The organism is Exiguobacterium sp. s181, from assembly GCF_018617125.1.
GTDB classification, from domain to species: domain Bacteria; phylum Bacillota; class Bacilli; order Exiguobacteriales; family Exiguobacteriaceae; genus Exiguobacterium; species Exiguobacterium profundum.
This window is the reverse complement of the sequence record NZ_JACSJM010000002.1, coordinates 803,968-819,645: the sequence shown is the minus strand read 5'-3', so window position 1 is coordinate 819,645 and position 15,678 is coordinate 803,968. Positions and strand designations below refer to the sequence as shown.

Sequence of the window (15,678 nt, the reverse complement as noted above, 5' to 3'; positions counted from 1 at the left end):
AACTACATATGACGTGTATGTATGAATATCTTTTGAACTGATGAATCCCTTCATCCTAATCTGAAAATGAAATTCGTGGTACATCCCCATCCATTCACTAATCATTTCTCGAGTGAACATCTACGTCATCCTTTCGTGTCCCAATCAATCGATAGTCGTCTTGATTCTGAATGGCATCGTGAACACCTTTCACAATCTCGTCGTGTGTCAACCAACGGACAGATGCCAACTCATGCATTTCACCTAATTGGACTTGCCGATACAGCTGTTGTTCATTGAGACATAGACACGCCTTCTCATATTCCGGATTCGCCCGGCTACCTAAAATATGTATCACCTCTGCAGTTTCCGAATGATTCAAAATGAGTTGCATCGCTTTCCCTGAGCCTCGGTGCACCCACGCGATGACTCGATCAAATGGACCGTTTTTTGCACTGCTCGCTGTAGTGCGTTTGAAAGTAGTTCCTCATCGCAATAATCAACAATCAGCGGATGACACGTTTCAGGATTTCTTTGTACGACGCTCGCCATTTTTTCTTTATTTCGCCCAATGACCGTGACATTATGTTCGATTGCCAAATAAGATGCGAGTCCTGCCAACATCCCCGTCCCTCCGACGAGCAATATATGTTTTCGATTCATGCTACCACCTCTTTTCCATTATATACCAATCATTCGTACTTCTTTTTCTAAAGAAGTGTTCGCAAACATTCACGTCTTTTCAAAAATAAACCTTTCATAATCGAGTGAATCACTTATAATGAATCAAGTGTTCAAATCGGTTTGAACAATCACTATTTCGGAAAATGGATAATAGTGTTATCATTGCAATTTATTTCTTTTAAGAGGAGGATATCTATGAGACATTGGACAACAATGTCCATACAACTAATCGCACTCATCGTTGTATCGTTGGCATGTAGTATTCTATTTTCCTCTCTGCTGATCATGAATCATCTACCTGTTTGGTGGATGATCTGTATTCCGATTCTTTATCTTTCAACGTTGCTCATTTATCGCGGGTCTGGTGTACTCATTCTGTTAGGATTCGCTGCTTACTTTTTAATCACGATGCCTGTGTATAAGACTGCCGCTACTGCGCAACTATACATTTTATTACTATTAGCGATTTTGACGGGGTTGTCTTACTGGCTCCAAGTCAAGCTGTTTCATGCCCAGTTTGCACTAAAGGTTGCGGAAGCGAGAGTCAGTCAGTTGATTGCGGTCGACCCAGAGACTGGTTTTGATAACCGAGATCGGTTTTTGATGGATATAGAGGCTGAACGGAATCGGTTGATTCGCCACGGGGAAACGTTTGTGGTGTCATTCATCACATTACCGATTCTTGATGATTTTGAAAAACGGTATGGTTCATCCGAGTATGAATGGTTCTTGAACTACTTTAGTGATGAACTTCACGAAGCGACTCGACGAACAGACAAGAAATATCGAGTTGCGCAAGACACATTCGCTATGATTTTCCCTCAAACGTCAATCGAAAATGCACAAATTGTACATGAACGAATCAGACCACTACTCCTAGAGTATTCACGTCAGAGCGGAGATTCGCTCACAGTTGAATGCTCAGACAAATCGTTTGAAGTGAACTTAGAGAACGCATCCATTCGATTAGAGGAAATTCATCGGTATATAGAATCTAAAGACTAAAAAATGAGTTCATTCGTGAACTCATTTTTTGATGGAGTGAATATGAAATTCGTGTTTCTCATCCATTTCGACGATATATTGTTGATCAAGTACCATCTGAATCGGGCTCGGAATCGACAGTTTTGGTGAGAAGAGCCATACACGCCCTCGAGGTACGAGGAGAATGTAAGTATTGTGATTTGGAGGACCTATGAAGTTCAAATGACGAGGGTCAATTGAGTTTCCATCTCTCCGTCTTACTCCAATTGTTTCAAGCTCCTGTGCGACGAGAGACGGGTCTTCTACCGTCAAACTCATCTCGCCGATTCCAAGAAACTCATTTGACGAAAAAGATTCGATGTTACTTTCCGGATTAATCGAATGTCGAGCAATCAACTCGATGACATTCTCGTCCGCGTCGTAAAAATAAAGCGATGATGCATCGATCCCTTCGAAATAGATTTCATCCTCCCCTTCCTCGGTCAAAAGCGGGACACGTGACATGATCCATTCCTTCGCTTCTTTGAACCGGTTAGCCTGAATATTGATCGCGAAATGGTATTGTCGCTCTTGCTCCGTTACAGCCTCTTGAAATATCAAGGTATCTTCTCCTAATTCGATTTGAAATCGGGTCGAATCTTCGTCACCGACGGATAGTCCAAGCTTCGCCACATAAAAACGTTTCATTTCGTCGAGCCGGTTCGTATAGAGCGTGGCTTCTGTGATTCTCATAATGTCATCCTTATATCTTCTGATTAAAATTTAAAATACAGTATGTGAAATAGAAAAGTATCGCTATAGATAATTCATTTTTATTTTAGAGATGGTACCGTTTATTAGACGAATGTAGTAACTCTTGAATCAGTCTCTAACACTCGCGTCCGCGTATCATTTTTAGATAAAAACACTTCTTCCCCATTTTCATCAAAGCAGTATGCGATCGGAAGCGAGATTCCACAATTTCGATACGATCCATCTGCGTGACTCGTTCCGATAATCATCGCTTTTCGTTCCATCGCAATTTTTCTCGCTTCTTCCGTCCACTCCGTGAATTGTTCCTCACTAAACATCCCGACCCCGATTGGATTGAATATGATCGTCAGATGCTCATGACCCTTCAATCCTTCAACCCCCATAAAAATCTCCCTGCACAGTAAATATCCGTATTCTTCTGCTCCATCTGTGGCACTTGATGGCATGAACAAGAGCTCATTCTCTGGTGTTTTCCGTCGCGTTAACAACGTGTCACCTTGCTTGTTTATGATGAGGACCCGATCTTTATTCGTGTCATCTCGATACCCTAAAACAATCGTTGTGTTGAATTGGATCGCTAAATCACTCAGCTCATCCAATTCTCTATATGTACAATACCCCTCTGGATAGAGAATCAAGTCCACCGTATGGTTTGATTCAATCTCTCCCTTCAGTTGCTCGAGATTTCGCTCTATCTTCGGTTGCCCAATCAATATATTCATGACTATTCGCCCGCTCTCATGATTTGTCTAGTTGGTGAATCCATTCATATGTAAGTGAGGTTGTCGACCAAACCCCACGATAAAGCAAGAATTTGATACTTCTCTTTATACTATCATTTAATTTATTCTGCATTAATGCTCACCATCACATTTCCAACCTTTTTCCCTTGGTCCACATATCGGTGCGCTTCGACAATCTTATCGAGTGGATATACCGTATCAATGACGGGTTGCAATGCTCCTGACTCAAACAATTCGTTCAAAAATATCAAATCCTCTTTACGTTCACTGGCTGGTCCTTGCCCCGCGACAGAACTGAAGGCCCCGTTATCGCTCACATGGGCTTTCGCTAATCGTTTATCGATTTTCCCTGAGGCATCAAAGACCACATCATACGTATTTAATTCAAGATCGTACCCCTCTTTCGTGTAATCGACGACCACATCAGCCCCAAGTCGCTTCACAAGTTCAACGTTTCGCTCGTGGCAAACTGCTGTGACATGCACGCCGTAATGCTTCGCAATCTGTACGGCAGTCGAACCGACAGCACCCGCTCCACCATAAATGAGAACGTTCGTCGCTCGCTCGATACGTGCCTTCCGTAAAAAATGTAATGCAGTCGTCCCACCAAATGGTAGCGCCGCTGCCTCGATAAAGCTGGCATGCGCGGGCATCTGAAACACACATTTCGATTCGTTCACACATGCAAACTCCGCATAACCACCAAAACGCATCCCAGTGAGGGCATAGACGTTGTCTCCGACCTGAAAGTTTTTCACACTGTTTCCTGTTTCTACGACGGTACCTGCCAACACGACACCGAGAATCGGTTGACGTGGCGCCTTAAACCCAACAACTAATCGCATCGGTAGTTTTCCTAATGCTGGAACGTCTAGTGCGCGGAGGCGTCGGTCTCCCGAGTGGACGGCCGATGCATGGACTTGAATCAGTAACTCATTGCTTTTCGGCTTCGGTTGATGCACTTCTTGAATGACGAGTACTTCCGGTGGCCCATACGTGGTACAAATCGCAGCTTTCATATCGATTCACTCCATTCATGAATTGTCACCTCAATCTGTTATACACGTTCCCTCAAACAAGACCGTTCAGTCCATTCGACATAGAAAAACCGGATCATATCATACGATATCATCCGGTTCCTTCCCTAATGACACAGTCGAATCAACAAGGGTGAACGGATTCGAAAGGGAAGCAGCTGCCGCTTCCGATTGTGCTAGACTTGCCTCGGTCACCACCGGTTCTTGACGTCTGAGCTTAAATGCTCGCTCGAGACGGCTCGTCAACAAGTTAAAGATAAAGATGAGCGCAGCAAGTGACATGGCCGGAACGAGAAACAAGTGATTCGTCATCCACGTCATTGCGGTGAACTGTCTGAAATAATACCCGAACATCGAAGACCATTCATAGACGGTCGGTATGATCCCTTCATGTAACATAACCGTTCCTCCGAAGAAAATCCCAAACAGCGAGAGATGAATAAGTAACATGAGCGTTTGGACAAACTGTTGCATGAAGACGATCACGAGGGTTGGAACGAGATGCGGAAATAGATGCAATCTCACACGGTGCCAGACACTGCCACCAAGCGTCTGAGCCACGATCATGAACTCTTGTTGAAGCAATTGTCGAATCTCTGTGATCAGGTATAACGTGACGGCAGGCAATCCGAGAACGACTAAGACGATTAGTTCAATCTTTACTCGATCAAATAATGGAGGCACTTGTGTCGAATCAAAAAAGGTCAGTGTTCCTACTAACATCATCAATGCGATCAATGAAATCGGCAGAATCAAAAAGCCGTCCAATAACGTTTTAAAGAATTGATTTAAGCGAGCTCCCCTGAAAGCAAGAGGGATGCCAATCAATAGACCGATGACCATCCGTCCGAATGCGACGAGCGCACAGATGCCAACGGTCCACTTAAATCCTTCCACGAGCATTTGGAATAAATCATATCCAGCATTGTCCGTTCCGAGCCATTGATATTTTGACGGTTCTAATGGTGGTATTCCAATGAGTCTCCCTTCATCAGAGTAGAGCATGAGGGTTTGATCAACATTCCCATCACGAAACACGGTATTTCCAAAACTCATCAACAATAGCCCCGCTACGATAACAAAGCAGAAGATGAAAATCGGGTCACGTATTAATACTCGGCGCATCAAATCCCTCCTTTCCATGCATTCGGAATAATCCATTCAATCAGTAAATCCAACAGAAAAATCGGGATATAGATGACGAATAAGATAACCAGTAATATCTCCATCTGCGGGTTGTAGACGGCGAATCGAAATAACCCTTGAACGTTAAATAAGTATTCGACAATCAAAAGTGTCGATAAGATGGTAATGATGTTCGAACGGAAAAAGAGGTAAAACCGATAGATGATATTCGGTAATAAGTGTTTCCAAAACAGTCCACTCGGTCGAATCCCTTTCGCTTGCGCGAGTTCGAGATACGGAATGGCTTCTTGTTCATGAATATGAATCGTCAACCATTTGATAAAGAAGAATAATGTCGTCAGCGTCAATGTGACGATTGGGAGAAACCGTATATATTCTGCGAATCCTCCGGCAACTTCAATGCGATCGAACCCTGTCGACTTATGGATTGTAATCGCAAGAAATTGAGAAAAAATTAACCAGAACAAATCTGGTACCATCTCGAGCGTCTGACTCGTTTGGTGTAAAACGGTACGAACGCGTCTCCCGCTCCGATAGTAGAGGTACGCATACATTAATCCTAGCGAGGTCGATACCGCGAGTGCCGTGGTAAAAATGATGACCGACTCTTTGACGAGCGGTCCAAGTGCCGGCAAGAGTGGCAAGTAACGTTGCGCGGTGATGTTGTAATATGTAATGTCCTCTAATTTCTGTAATTGATCCATCTGTTGTTGAATCCCATTCCAATAATTCGTCAGACTAAAATCCGTCTGAACGACGAGCGATGGTAGCGCACTGATTGCAATCAAGATGAAAAATGCGACAATCAGATGAACTGATTTTCGAGCAATATACGTCATAGTTCGATCTCCTTTTGAATGCCAATCTCTCAATCAAAAGTGTGAAAGGATGTTCGTTTGATTGTTCATTTTCTAAAGGGAATAATATCCAAAGACACTTTCCACTGATTCTAGCATATTTATTATGCAAATAGAAACAATTTTCTGAAATTTATCTGGGTTAATTTGTATGATACAATGTATAGATAGAAATATTTAGGGGGTTATAGGATGTGGATTATTTTTGGATTGGCGGCGATTGGGGCGACGCTCATCAATTTGACCGTATTTATGATGGAGAAGGACTATAAGCTGCCGATGGCGATTGCCCTATCATTAGTTGCTCTCACGTTATGCGCCGAGTATAGCTTGCTCAACATGTGGGTCGAAGCAAAAGACTGGGCTGCCATAATGGATGTCGTACCCGGTATGTCTCGTGCGTTATGGTTTTTGACGATTGCGGCAATCTTTATGAATATCCTTCCGATCTTTTTAGAGAGAAAACGAAACAAGATGAAGGAATCGAAATGATAAATAGTACGTTTGCCAAGTTCCACTCATTTGGTGCATGACAATGAATCATAAACTTATTGCGATTCTCTCCAACCCTTTTGGTATATTCATTTTTGCCTTGATTTCACTGTCTTTTATATGGCAGACAGTATCCCGTTATTTGTCGTCTCAGTATCTTTTCTTCGGAACCAATTTGGTCGGTGGACTTGCATTTATCGTCATGATGTTACTTTTATGGCGTACATATAAGAAAAGGACAGAAAAACGTGTTCGAAGCTATGCATTTAGCTTTGAACACGTTTTGTTTTTGAGTTTCACGCAATCAATCATCTGAATGAGTTGAGTACAATAACTCACCGTCAAGTGAGCGCAACTCATAATCGATTCCTGATTGCATCTGCTTTGTCATTATTGCGCGACACGTAAACACATATCCTGGACCATATGCAACGTCCGGAATTTCCTTGAAGCCGTATGACCGCTCTCCGAACCATAGCGTCACGTTCGATGAACCCTTCGATCATCGGTCATCGACGACATAACATTCTCCCGTCTCGACGATGTGATTCGTCGTCATGCGGTCGTACGTTTCCATGCCTGCCATTCCAAGTACAACCACTGATGCAAAGATCGCGATAGCAGCTTGACCTAATTTCACACGATTGCGTGTCTTCCGCCAATCCGTCCAATAGATGACAAGAGATCCTAGACACAATAATCCAATCAACCAAGTAAGTACAATTTCCAACAACCGAATCACCTCGTTTTACAATACGACTTTCTTCAAAAAAGGATTCGTGTCCCCTCACAAAAAAACTCGACACATGTCGAGTTTAAGGTAATTCATACTCCAATTTTCGCTTTTGCCAAGCGACAAGGAGGATACTGATGATGACGAGTAGGAACCAGGACGACAGTTTTCCTAAATCAACGATGGCCCAACCGTTCAATTGGTCCGGATACGCCCAGCCGTTGTAGAACGTGACAATATTTTCAGCAAGCCAGATAAAGCAGGCAATCAAGAAGAATGACAGGACGACCGGCATCTCAAATCGTCGATCGTCGAGTTTATACGAGACAACCGAGCGACCGAACGCCAAAAAGATGAATGCGATCAACAGCCACCGTAGGTCTAACCAAACATGGTGCCAAAAAAAGTTGAAGTAAATGGCGATGCCAAGTCCGAAGGCGATGATTGGGTGCGACATCTTCGTAAATCGTAAATCGAGACGACGCCATGCCTGGACGACGTAACTACCAACGCTCGCATACATAAATCCGGCATAGAGCGGGACGCCCCACACTTTTGTGAACGCCTCATCCGGATAACTCCATGACCCCATCTGCACCTTGAATAATTCAAGTCCAAGACCGATGACATGGAACCAGCTGATGACCTTCACTTCTTCCATCGTCTCGAGCCCCGTCTTCACAAGGACGACTTGAACGAACAAACACCAGATGAGTAAAACGTCATATCGTGGGAGTGGTAACTCTACAAACTTTGTGACGGCAAGCGCTCCGAAGATGGCGACCGGAAAGATACAACTAAGTGCCTGTTCGTAAGCGAAGATAAAGAGATAACGTATACGTCCCATCCGTTGTCCTACCTTTCGATGTATTCATATAAAAATGAGGATTCGCCATCATAAAACCGCGGGTCAAAGACGCCGAGCCGTTCTTCGTTTGCTACGATGACGACGAACGGCGACCATTTGGTCAATGTGCGCGCCTCATGATTCGCTTCAAACAATGGTTCAAGACTCGCCTTTTCGGCACTCGTCAATTCGTATTGCAAGGTCGCTTCTTGATATATCGAATCTTGAAAGAGCGATACGTCCTCGTCAGTCTTCGTAATGACCGTGAACTGAGTCGGGATAAATGAAGCCGAGAGCGCCACTTCGTCATATTCCTTTGAATAAGACTGATATAAATAGGCGCCCTGCGCACTTTGAAGCGCGACATAAAGAACGAGGGCAGCCCACGCATACCGATACGTCTTATAACGGACTTCTTGTTTACGTGCGACGAGCCAGGCGACCAAGAAGATTCCCCAATAGACAAAATCGACAATCGGGATCACACCGAATGTGATTCTCACGTCCGAGATCGGTTCGAAATACCCTGTCCCCCATGCATTGAACAAATCGGATGTATTGTGTACGAAGACAGACAATAATGCCCACCAAAAATAGCGGATGTCCGTCACTCGAAAGAGAAGGCGAACCAGTATGTAGATGAGCAGTGCAAAGAGCGGAACGAGGAAGATCGAGTGAGTGATGCCGCAATGCCACATCTGATACATGCCTTCCGTGTCCCATAGCCGTGAAATTACATCACTGTCAGGGATTTGGCTCCCGACGAGTGTCGTGACGAATAAGGCTCGTTTTTCATGTTGTTGTAAATCACGCTTATCGGCTGCACCATATAACGTCAAACCGAATAACGTATGTGTAATCGTATCCACGTTCTACCTCCATAGCGAAAGAGACATCTCCCAATCCTGGACGATGTCTCTTCCTATTAGTTCTCTTTATCCATTTTCATGGCGCGTCTTGCGACGATCGTTACGAAAATGACAGCGACAATCGGAATGATCAATGGCATCCAATTCAACATCCGCCTGTCCCCCTTCATCTAGTGTCGCAAGCAGTATAGCACATCTGCTTACTCGATGGCGGAATGAATGCTTGTATGTTCATAAGTAATTGCCATCTTCTCAATCGTTGCTTTCATATGATCACGAAGCGTGAGTGGTTCAACCACTTCTACTTGTGAACCCAAAGATAGCAACCAGTAAATAAATCCGTCAGAAACGGCCGCATCGAAGCGGATGAGGAATCGTTCTCCATGTTCAGAAACAGAAACGTCTTCCCCTAACTTGTCAAAGATGACCGGGAGAACGCGTTCGTCGACGGACAAAACGATTTGTTCATCAGATCCGTTATACATATTGAATGATTTTTGATAGTAATCATCAGGTAAATGATGCTTCGGACGAATGGTGCCATCTTCCACAATCTCCGAATTGACGATGCGGTCAACCCGGTAGTTCCGCACCTCTCCGATTGATTCGTCGATCCCAATCAAGTAGTACTGCTCGTGATTCCAATGCAAATCGATGGGATTAACGACGTATCGCTCTCCGTCACGGCGGAGCGGGAACGTTCGTTTCGTCACATCAAATCCGACGACGTCTGTATATTGGAACGAGATAGCTTTTCGTTCATGAATGGCCCGTTGGATACGATCGATATGGTAAGGAATGTGTCCGTGTTTTTTCTTCGGCGTCTTGATGATCGATTGTAGCGTCTTCGCTTCAGGGATACTCGTCAGCATTTGAAGTTTCTCTACAATTTCCTCGGTCACGTCTTCCGAGATAAATTTCGCTGCGACAATCGCATCGACCATCATCCGGAGTTCATGAATCTCAAATAAGCGGGCCGAATGCCAATACTTTTTAGCGAGACCATTCTTCTCCAATTCATCCTGCACTTCAAACCCCGAATTATTCAGTGCCTGGATATCGTCTTTCACCGATTTTTTTGCTAACTTAGAAGTATCTCCTATCGTTGACAAGTACTCGAGCAAATCTTCTAGTGTCTTTGGATTCGCTTCGTCCGTGTAACGTTCGAAGAAACGTCGAACTTCAAGTAACCGCTCTCGGTTATTCACGGTTCTATCCCCTTTCGTTTCTCTATCTAAATTATGTATAAACAGACATTATCATTTTATTTCCACGAAATAAAGGTATTTTCCATTACAAAACGTTTAAGGAGGCGCCATCTAAGTTGAAATATTATGCACACGTCGACGGCTCAAAAATCGAATATATAGACCGCGGTCACGGTCCCGTCATCGTACTGATCCATGGGACCCAATCCTCGAGTCTAGAACCATACCATGTGGACCAACTCGTTTTATCCGGTTTCCGGGTCATTGTCCCATCTAGACCCGGATATGGAGAAACACCATACTCTTTTTCAGCATCTCCTCAATTGTTTGCATCCCGACTCTCTCACTTGATGCAAATGCTAGATATTGATCGATATCATGTCTATGGCATCTCTGCCGGAGGACCGACCGCGATTGAGCTCGCTTCACAGAATCAGTGTGTCCTTAGTTTGACCCTCGCTGCCGCCGTGACGAGTGTCGTTGATTTCCCGTATCGGGACACGGTCAGCCGAAATGTCGTCCAACCCGCATTTATCGCACTTCAATACATCATGAAACAGTTTATTGCTCGTGCCATTCATAAACATCCATTCGAAGCGACGGCCCGTATGATTCAATCGACAAGCGTGTTGGCACTCGAGACGATTCGAGAAGAGGTGTCTCCTTATGATATTTTCCTCCTGAAACGCGTCGCGAATCAGATGGCGTTTGGACTTGGCGCACAGTTCGATTTGAAACAACGTGTCTCAAGTGAGGTGTTACTCGGTGTGTCGTGCCCAACCTATATCATTCACTCGAAAAACGACAAAGCAGTTCCTGTTCGACATGCCCATTACGCGAAGCGCTTGATCCCACATGCGCAGCTTACGATTCTGAACAGTCCCGGTCACTTGATTTGGGTCGGACGGCAAGCAAGAAAATCAGAGCGACAAATCGAACGGTTTATCCGATTCAACTCGTAAGCATCTCAAAAAGAGGTGCTTTTTTACTTATCTAACCCGAGGGCATCAATCAATTGATTCGTCGAATGTTCCGGTAGTCGCCAGACAACGTCTGTTCGTTCAAATTCTGTGATCACACTTGGATGGTCGGGTTGTCCGAGCCACAGCTGATATCGTTCATGCTCGCCACCTTTAAATTGCAGCAAGAGATCAAAATCGGGTACCACTTCAATTTCGACGTCTTCGATTTCTTCTGAACTACGTAGCATTTCCGCGAACACCCGCACCTGGCTCAATTCATGAAACTTTAACTTCACTTCTGGATTCATTATTCCACGCACCGTCGACTCCGCCACCATCACGCATTCAACTTCTTCATTCTCAATTTCTCCAATCGGATCTCCAAATGGTGCGGTAATCGTTCGAATCGCATCAACCCACTTCATCATTTTATTCATTCTCTCACCTCTCTCTTCTCTTCATCTATACGTAGATCCAATCGAAACGGTTTCAACATTTGGAAAAATTAAAAAGCCGAGCAAACGCTCAGCTTTTACATTCATTCATATTTCCAACCGACTAAACTTGCCTCGTCTCCGACGTAGCGGACTCGTTTCTCACCATCACTTGGGAAGACGCGAAGGGTTGCCACAGCGTCACCGTCATTGACGAAACATTCGACACTCGACGAGTCGACATACAGATGAAGGGACGTGACCTCAATCACTTTTGTCCGGGTCGTCCCAAACTCCGTCGCGAACGGTTCACCCGCGTTTGTCCGATCGATGGTCAATTCGTTTGTATCTTTCTCGTACCGAATCACGAGCGACTCATCTTCTGTCTTCAATAGTTCAAGTTTGAAGTCTTCTCCAGCTGTCGACAGTTCCAATTCAAAATGTTCGGGTGAGATCACGTCAAGCCGTGTCCCTGATTCGTTTACGAACTGATTAGATCGGAGTTGCTTCATTTCAGAGATTGGTCGTTGTTTTAATACGCCATCTTCAAGCGAGAGTTCTCGAGGGAGCGTCAACGCATGGGCCCAACCGTAGCGGTCTGTCGGATATTCGATCTCCGGTAGGCCCATCCAACCGACTAGAATGCGACGACCGTCATGCTCCGTCGATTGCGGGGCGTAAAAGTCGAAACCGAAGTCGAGCTCTTCAAACGACTCGTGCGTGAAGACGAGCGTCTCTAAATCAAGAGTGCCTGTGACGTATCCAGATTGATAGATGTTGTGATAGCGATGACCTTCAGGCTCAATCCCTTGCGGAGAAAAAATGAGGACATGCCTTCCATTCAGTTCAAACACGTCAGGACATTCCCACATGTAACCGAACTGCTCGAGCTCCGTCTTCACTTCACCTAAAAACGTCCAATCATTCAAGTCGGTCGAACGATATAAGACGACACATCCTGTCTCATCCGTTCGCTGTGCACCGACAATCGCATAATATGATCCATCTTCTTCCCATACTTTCGGATCGCGGAAATGTTCCGTGTAACCGGCCGGAATATCCGGAATGGCCACGTTGCGCCGCTCGATCATCCCGTCACGTAAGACACCGATAATTTGCGAGGCGTGACGCGTCCAATCGTCCGTACGATGATTCCCGGTATACATGACGTGAAGGGTGTCGTTTACGACGAACCCACTTCCAGAATAGGCACCGTGGGAATCCTCCTTCGTTTCAGGGACTAACGCCACCCCGCGGTCGGTCCAATGGACGAGATTTTTCGAACTGACATGATACCAATGTTTGAGACCGTGAACTGGCCCGAGCGGGAACCATTGATAGAATAGATGGTACTCTCCATCGTAATATGCGAAGCCGTTCGGGTCATTGAGGAGGCCCGTCGGCGGCTGGATGTGGTACCCAAACCGCCACGGGGATGCGGCCGTCTTTGCACGGAGCACCTCCATTTCGAGGGCGCTCACGTCACGGAGTGAACGATAACGTTCGGCCTTCGTCCAATTCATAGTGTCACTTCCTTTTTCGTTACGCGGCTTGTTTGACCGCTTCTTTTTTTGCTTGTCGTTTCGCAAGGATGAATGTCAATCCGAATGTCACGGCGAATGCGATCGCCATACCAATGATATACGAGATGATCGAACCCGGTGCGATTGAAATAATACCTGGTAATCCGGCAGCACCGAGCGCTACTGCCAATACGTCGTTTCCAACGATGAATGCAGACGCAACGGCTGAACCAACGATGGCTGCGATGAATGGATAACGAAGTTTTAAGTTGACCCCGAACATGGCAGGCTCTGTGATTCCAAGTAATGCAGAGATTCCTGATGCTGAGGCGACACCTTTCATCTTCTTATCAGCAGTCAAGAAGAAGACGGCAAGGGTAGCAGCCCCTTGTGCAACGTTTGACATCGCAGCAATCGGGAAGATGAACGATCCCCCTGTTTCAGCGATATCGGCGAGAAGTTGTGTCTCAATTGCGATGAAGCTATGGTGCATCCCCGTGATAACGATTGGAGCGTAGAGAAGACCCATGATCAAGCCACCGACGAACCCGAGTGAATCGTACGTCCATACCAACCCATCAATGATCAAGTTCCCTGCTTCACGAGTGATCGGTCCGACGAAAGCGAACGTGATGAACGCTGTGAAGAGGAGTGAGAGCAATGGCGTAAGCAAGATATCTAGTGACGCCGGCATAAACTTCCGAATGTTAATTTCAAGCTTCGATAAAATATACGTCGAGACGAGGACTGGTAAGACTTGTCCTTGGTATCCTAACTTCTCAATCTCGAGTCCGAAAATGTTCCAAACCGGAATCTCTTCAACACTTGCCTGAGCGTATGCATTGATCAAGTCCGGGTGGACCATGATCATCCCGAGCGCTGCACCTAGGTACGGGTTACCACCGAACCGTTTGGCTGCGGAGAACCCTATGAGTACAGGAAGGAAGACGAAGGCGGCGTTTGCGAACGTATTGATCATCGCTGCGAGGTCGGCCATGCCTGGATACTGGTCAATCAACGAACGTCCATCAAAGAACAAATCCGGTGCCGTCAATAAGTTGTTGATTCCCATCAAGAGACCGCCGGCGACGATGGCCGGGATGATTGGAACGAAGATATCCGATAACATTTTGACGAACTGTTGGAGCGGGTTCATTTTTTTCGCTCCGGCTGACTTCACGTCTGTCGTCGACATGTCTCCAAGGCCAGTCAATTGTGAAAATTCCGCATAGACCTTGTTGACCGTACCTTGTCCGATGATGATTTGATATTGTCCGCCTGTAGAGAATGTTCCCTTAACCACATCAAGTTGTTCGAGTGCTTTCTCATCGACCTTTGACTCATCGTTCAATACGAGTCGAAGGCGAGTCGCACAGTGCGCGGCTGCAGCAACGTTTTCTTTCCCACCAATCGCCTCTAGGATCGATGCTGCTTCTTTTTTGTAATCCATCTTCATTTCCCTCCTAACGTTTCATTCACAAGTTGTCGTGATGGAATTGCTGGAATGGCGCCATAAGCTGTACATGTCAATGCACCCGTTACGTTCGCATATTCAATGTCGGAACGTAAGCGCTCCGGGTCAAACCCGAGTGTTGCCAACCGATATAAGTAAGCTCCGACGAACGCATCTCCCGCTCCCGTCGAATCGATACTGTCGATTGAGATTGAAGGAACGATTTCATGATGCGTGCTTGTCGCAATCAACGTCCCACGAGACCCTAGTGTGATGGCAATCTGTTTTGCCCCTAATTCAAGCAGTGCACGAACAGCGTCTTCTAGTTGTTCTTCTCCGGTTAACAAGTATGCTTCTTCTTCGCTCAGTTTAATGAAGTCCGATTCCGCGATGAAGTGTCTTGCATCTTGTTTAAATTGCTCGAGGTCCGTGATCAATGCATCTCGATAGTTCGGGTCGAACGAGATAAACAAGCCATCCCGCTTTGCAAATTGCAATAACTTGAAGTACGCGTCTTTCAATTTTCCATCAAGTAGTGCTGTCGCCGAGCCGAAATGAATGATGTCCCCTGACTCGATCACCGATAAGTCGATCGACTCGAAGGCATACTCCCCGTCACTTCCGCGACGGAATGTGAAGTCCCGCTCTCCGTCCTCTTGAATCGATACGAATGCGAACGTCGTGTCTCCAGACTCCACAAGGTTTTCTGTTCGGACGCCGTTTTCGACCAACGTCTGTTTCAAGAAGAGACCAAACGGGTCATCTCCAACCTGTCCGAGGAAACTAGATTGCCCCCCGTGCTTACTGACGACTGCCGCGACATTCGCAGGTGCGCCTCCCGCCTTCTTGACGAACGTCGTCCCGTTCACGAGATCGCTAGACGCATCCTCGCATACCCAATCAATCAATAATTCGCCGATACAATGTACGGTGTTCATATCGTCCACCTCCATAAATCATATGAGTTCTTTATA

The 15,678-nt window shown here is 45.7% G+C and carries 18 protein-coding genes; 3 read left to right on the top strand and 15 right to left on the bottom strand.

What is annotated here, in order from left to right; translation table 11 throughout:
• Positions 1 to 97 precede the first annotated feature (97 nt).
• Both KNO70_RS10655 and KNO70_RS10650 read right to left on the bottom strand, forming a co-directional pair.
• On the bottom strand, positions 98 to 373 hold the full coding sequence (locus KNO70_RS10655; protein ID WP_214812533.1) for a Rossmann-fold NAD(P)-binding domain-containing protein: 276 nt from the start codon (positions 371 to 373) through the stop codon (positions 98 to 100).
• The gene (locus KNO70_RS10650; protein ID WP_214812531.1) at positions 358 to 642 is read right to left on the bottom strand and encodes a Rossmann-fold NAD(P)-binding domain-containing protein; all 285 of its coding nucleotides are present in this window, start codon (positions 640 to 642) and stop codon (positions 358 to 360) included. Before KNO70_RS10650 ends, KNO70_RS10655 begins: the two co-directional genes overlap by 16 nt.
• A 216-nt stretch (positions 643 to 858) precedes the next feature.
• Here KNO70_RS10650 and KNO70_RS10645 point away from each other — a divergent pair, with 216 nt between their 5' ends.
• A complete protein-coding gene (locus KNO70_RS10645) occupies positions 859 to 1,668 on the top strand; it encodes a diguanylate cyclase domain-containing protein (protein WP_214812522.1) in 810 nt (269 codons plus the stop codon).
• 21 nt (positions 1,669 to 1,689) lie between these two features.
• Here the strand turns inward: KNO70_RS10645 and KNO70_RS10640 are convergent, their stop codons facing one another.
• From KNO70_RS10640 to KNO70_RS10620, 5 genes are all read right to left on the bottom strand, one after another.
• Positions 1,690 to 2,379 carry a glyoxalase gene (locus KNO70_RS10640; protein WP_214812521.1) on the bottom strand — a complete coding sequence of 230 codons (690 nt, stop codon included), beginning with the start codon at positions 2,377 to 2,379 and terminating at the stop codon, positions 1,690 to 1,692.
• A 104-nt stretch (positions 2,380 to 2,483) separates the two neighbouring features.
• Entirely contained in the window at positions 2,484 to 3,122 is a 639-nt protein-coding gene (locus KNO70_RS10635) for a dehydroquinate synthase/iron-containing alcohol dehydrogenase family protein (protein WP_214812519.1), read from the bottom strand.
• 122 nt (positions 3,123 to 3,244) lie between these two features.
• Entirely contained in the window at positions 3,245 to 4,162 is a 918-nt protein-coding gene (locus KNO70_RS10630; protein ID WP_214812517.1) for an NAD(P)-dependent alcohol dehydrogenase, read from the bottom strand.
• A gap of 99 nt (positions 4,163 to 4,261) precedes the next feature.
• Positions 4,262 to 5,305 (bottom strand): ABC transporter permease, encoded by a 1,044-nt coding sequence (locus tag KNO70_RS10625; protein ID WP_214812515.1) that lies wholly within the window; start codon positions 5,303 to 5,305, stop codon positions 4,262 to 4,264.
• A complete protein-coding gene (locus tag KNO70_RS10620) occupies positions 5,305 to 6,165 on the bottom strand; it encodes an ABC transporter permease subunit (protein WP_214812513.1) in 861 nt (286 codons plus the stop codon). The genes KNO70_RS10625 and KNO70_RS10620 overlap by 1 nt, the downstream gene beginning before the upstream one ends.
• 210 nt (positions 6,166 to 6,375) lie before the next feature.
• Between KNO70_RS10620 and KNO70_RS10615 the strand changes: the two genes are divergently transcribed.
• Positions 6,376 to 6,675 carry a hypothetical protein gene (locus KNO70_RS10615; protein WP_012726252.1) on the top strand — a complete coding sequence of 100 codons (300 nt, stop codon included), beginning with the start codon at positions 6,376 to 6,378 and terminating at the stop codon, positions 6,673 to 6,675.
• Positions 6,676 to 7,177: 502 nt separating this feature from the next.
• Here the strand turns inward: KNO70_RS10615 and KNO70_RS10610 are convergent.
• From KNO70_RS10610 to KNO70_RS10595, 4 genes are all read right to left on the bottom strand, one after another.
• A complete protein-coding gene (locus KNO70_RS10610; RefSeq protein WP_214812511.1) occupies positions 7,178 to 7,405 on the bottom strand; it encodes a hypothetical protein in 228 nt (75 codons plus the stop codon).
• Positions 7,406 to 7,490: 85 nt separating this feature from the next.
• A complete protein-coding gene (locus KNO70_RS10605; RefSeq protein ID WP_214812509.1) occupies positions 7,491 to 8,255 on the bottom strand; it encodes a DUF817 domain-containing protein in 765 nt (254 codons plus the stop codon).
• Positions 8,256 to 8,263: 8 nt separating this feature from the next.
• Positions 8,264 to 9,124: a metal-dependent hydrolase gene (locus KNO70_RS10600; RefSeq protein WP_214812507.1), complete on the bottom strand. Its 861-nt coding sequence runs from the start codon at positions 9,122 to 9,124 to the stop codon at positions 8,264 to 8,266.
• Positions 9,125 to 9,324: 200 nt separating this feature from the next.
• Positions 9,325 to 10,332 (bottom strand): helix-turn-helix transcriptional regulator, encoded by a 1,008-nt coding sequence (locus tag KNO70_RS10595; RefSeq protein WP_214684342.1) that lies wholly within the window; start codon positions 10,330 to 10,332, stop codon positions 9,325 to 9,327.
• A 116-nt stretch (positions 10,333 to 10,448) separates the two neighbouring features.
• On the opposite strand from KNO70_RS10595, the gene KNO70_RS10590 reads away from it, so the two are divergent.
• Entirely contained in the window at positions 10,449 to 11,294 is an 846-nt protein-coding gene (locus KNO70_RS10590; RefSeq protein ID WP_078146867.1) for an alpha/beta fold hydrolase, read from the top strand.
• A gap of 23 nt (positions 11,295 to 11,317) precedes the next feature.
• On the opposite strand, the gene KNO70_RS10585 is transcribed toward KNO70_RS10590, so the two are convergent.
• The 4 genes from KNO70_RS10585 to KNO70_RS10570 form a co-directional block, all read right to left on the bottom strand.
• Positions 11,318 to 11,731 carry a YhfM domain-containing protein gene (locus tag KNO70_RS10585; protein WP_214812505.1) on the bottom strand — a complete coding sequence of 138 codons (414 nt, stop codon included), beginning with the start codon at positions 11,729 to 11,731 and terminating at the stop codon, positions 11,318 to 11,320.
• A gap of 101 nt (positions 11,732 to 11,832) precedes the next feature.
• Positions 11,833 to 13,251, bottom strand: coding sequence for a glycoside hydrolase family 32 protein (locus tag KNO70_RS10580; protein ID WP_214688783.1), 1,419 nt, complete (start codon positions 13,249 to 13,251; stop codon positions 11,833 to 11,835).
• 19 nt (positions 13,252 to 13,270) lie between these two features.
• On the bottom strand, positions 13,271 to 14,701 hold the full coding sequence (locus KNO70_RS10575; protein WP_078146864.1) for a sucrose-specific PTS transporter subunit IIBC: 1,431 nt from the start codon (positions 14,699 to 14,701) through the stop codon (positions 13,271 to 13,273).
• Positions 14,702 to 14,703: 2 nt separating this feature from the next.
• Positions 14,704 to 15,642, bottom strand: a complete 939-nt coding sequence (locus KNO70_RS10570; protein WP_214684345.1) for a carbohydrate kinase family protein — start codon at positions 15,640 to 15,642, stop codon at positions 14,704 to 14,706.
• Positions 15,643 to 15,678 lie beyond the last annotated feature (36 nt).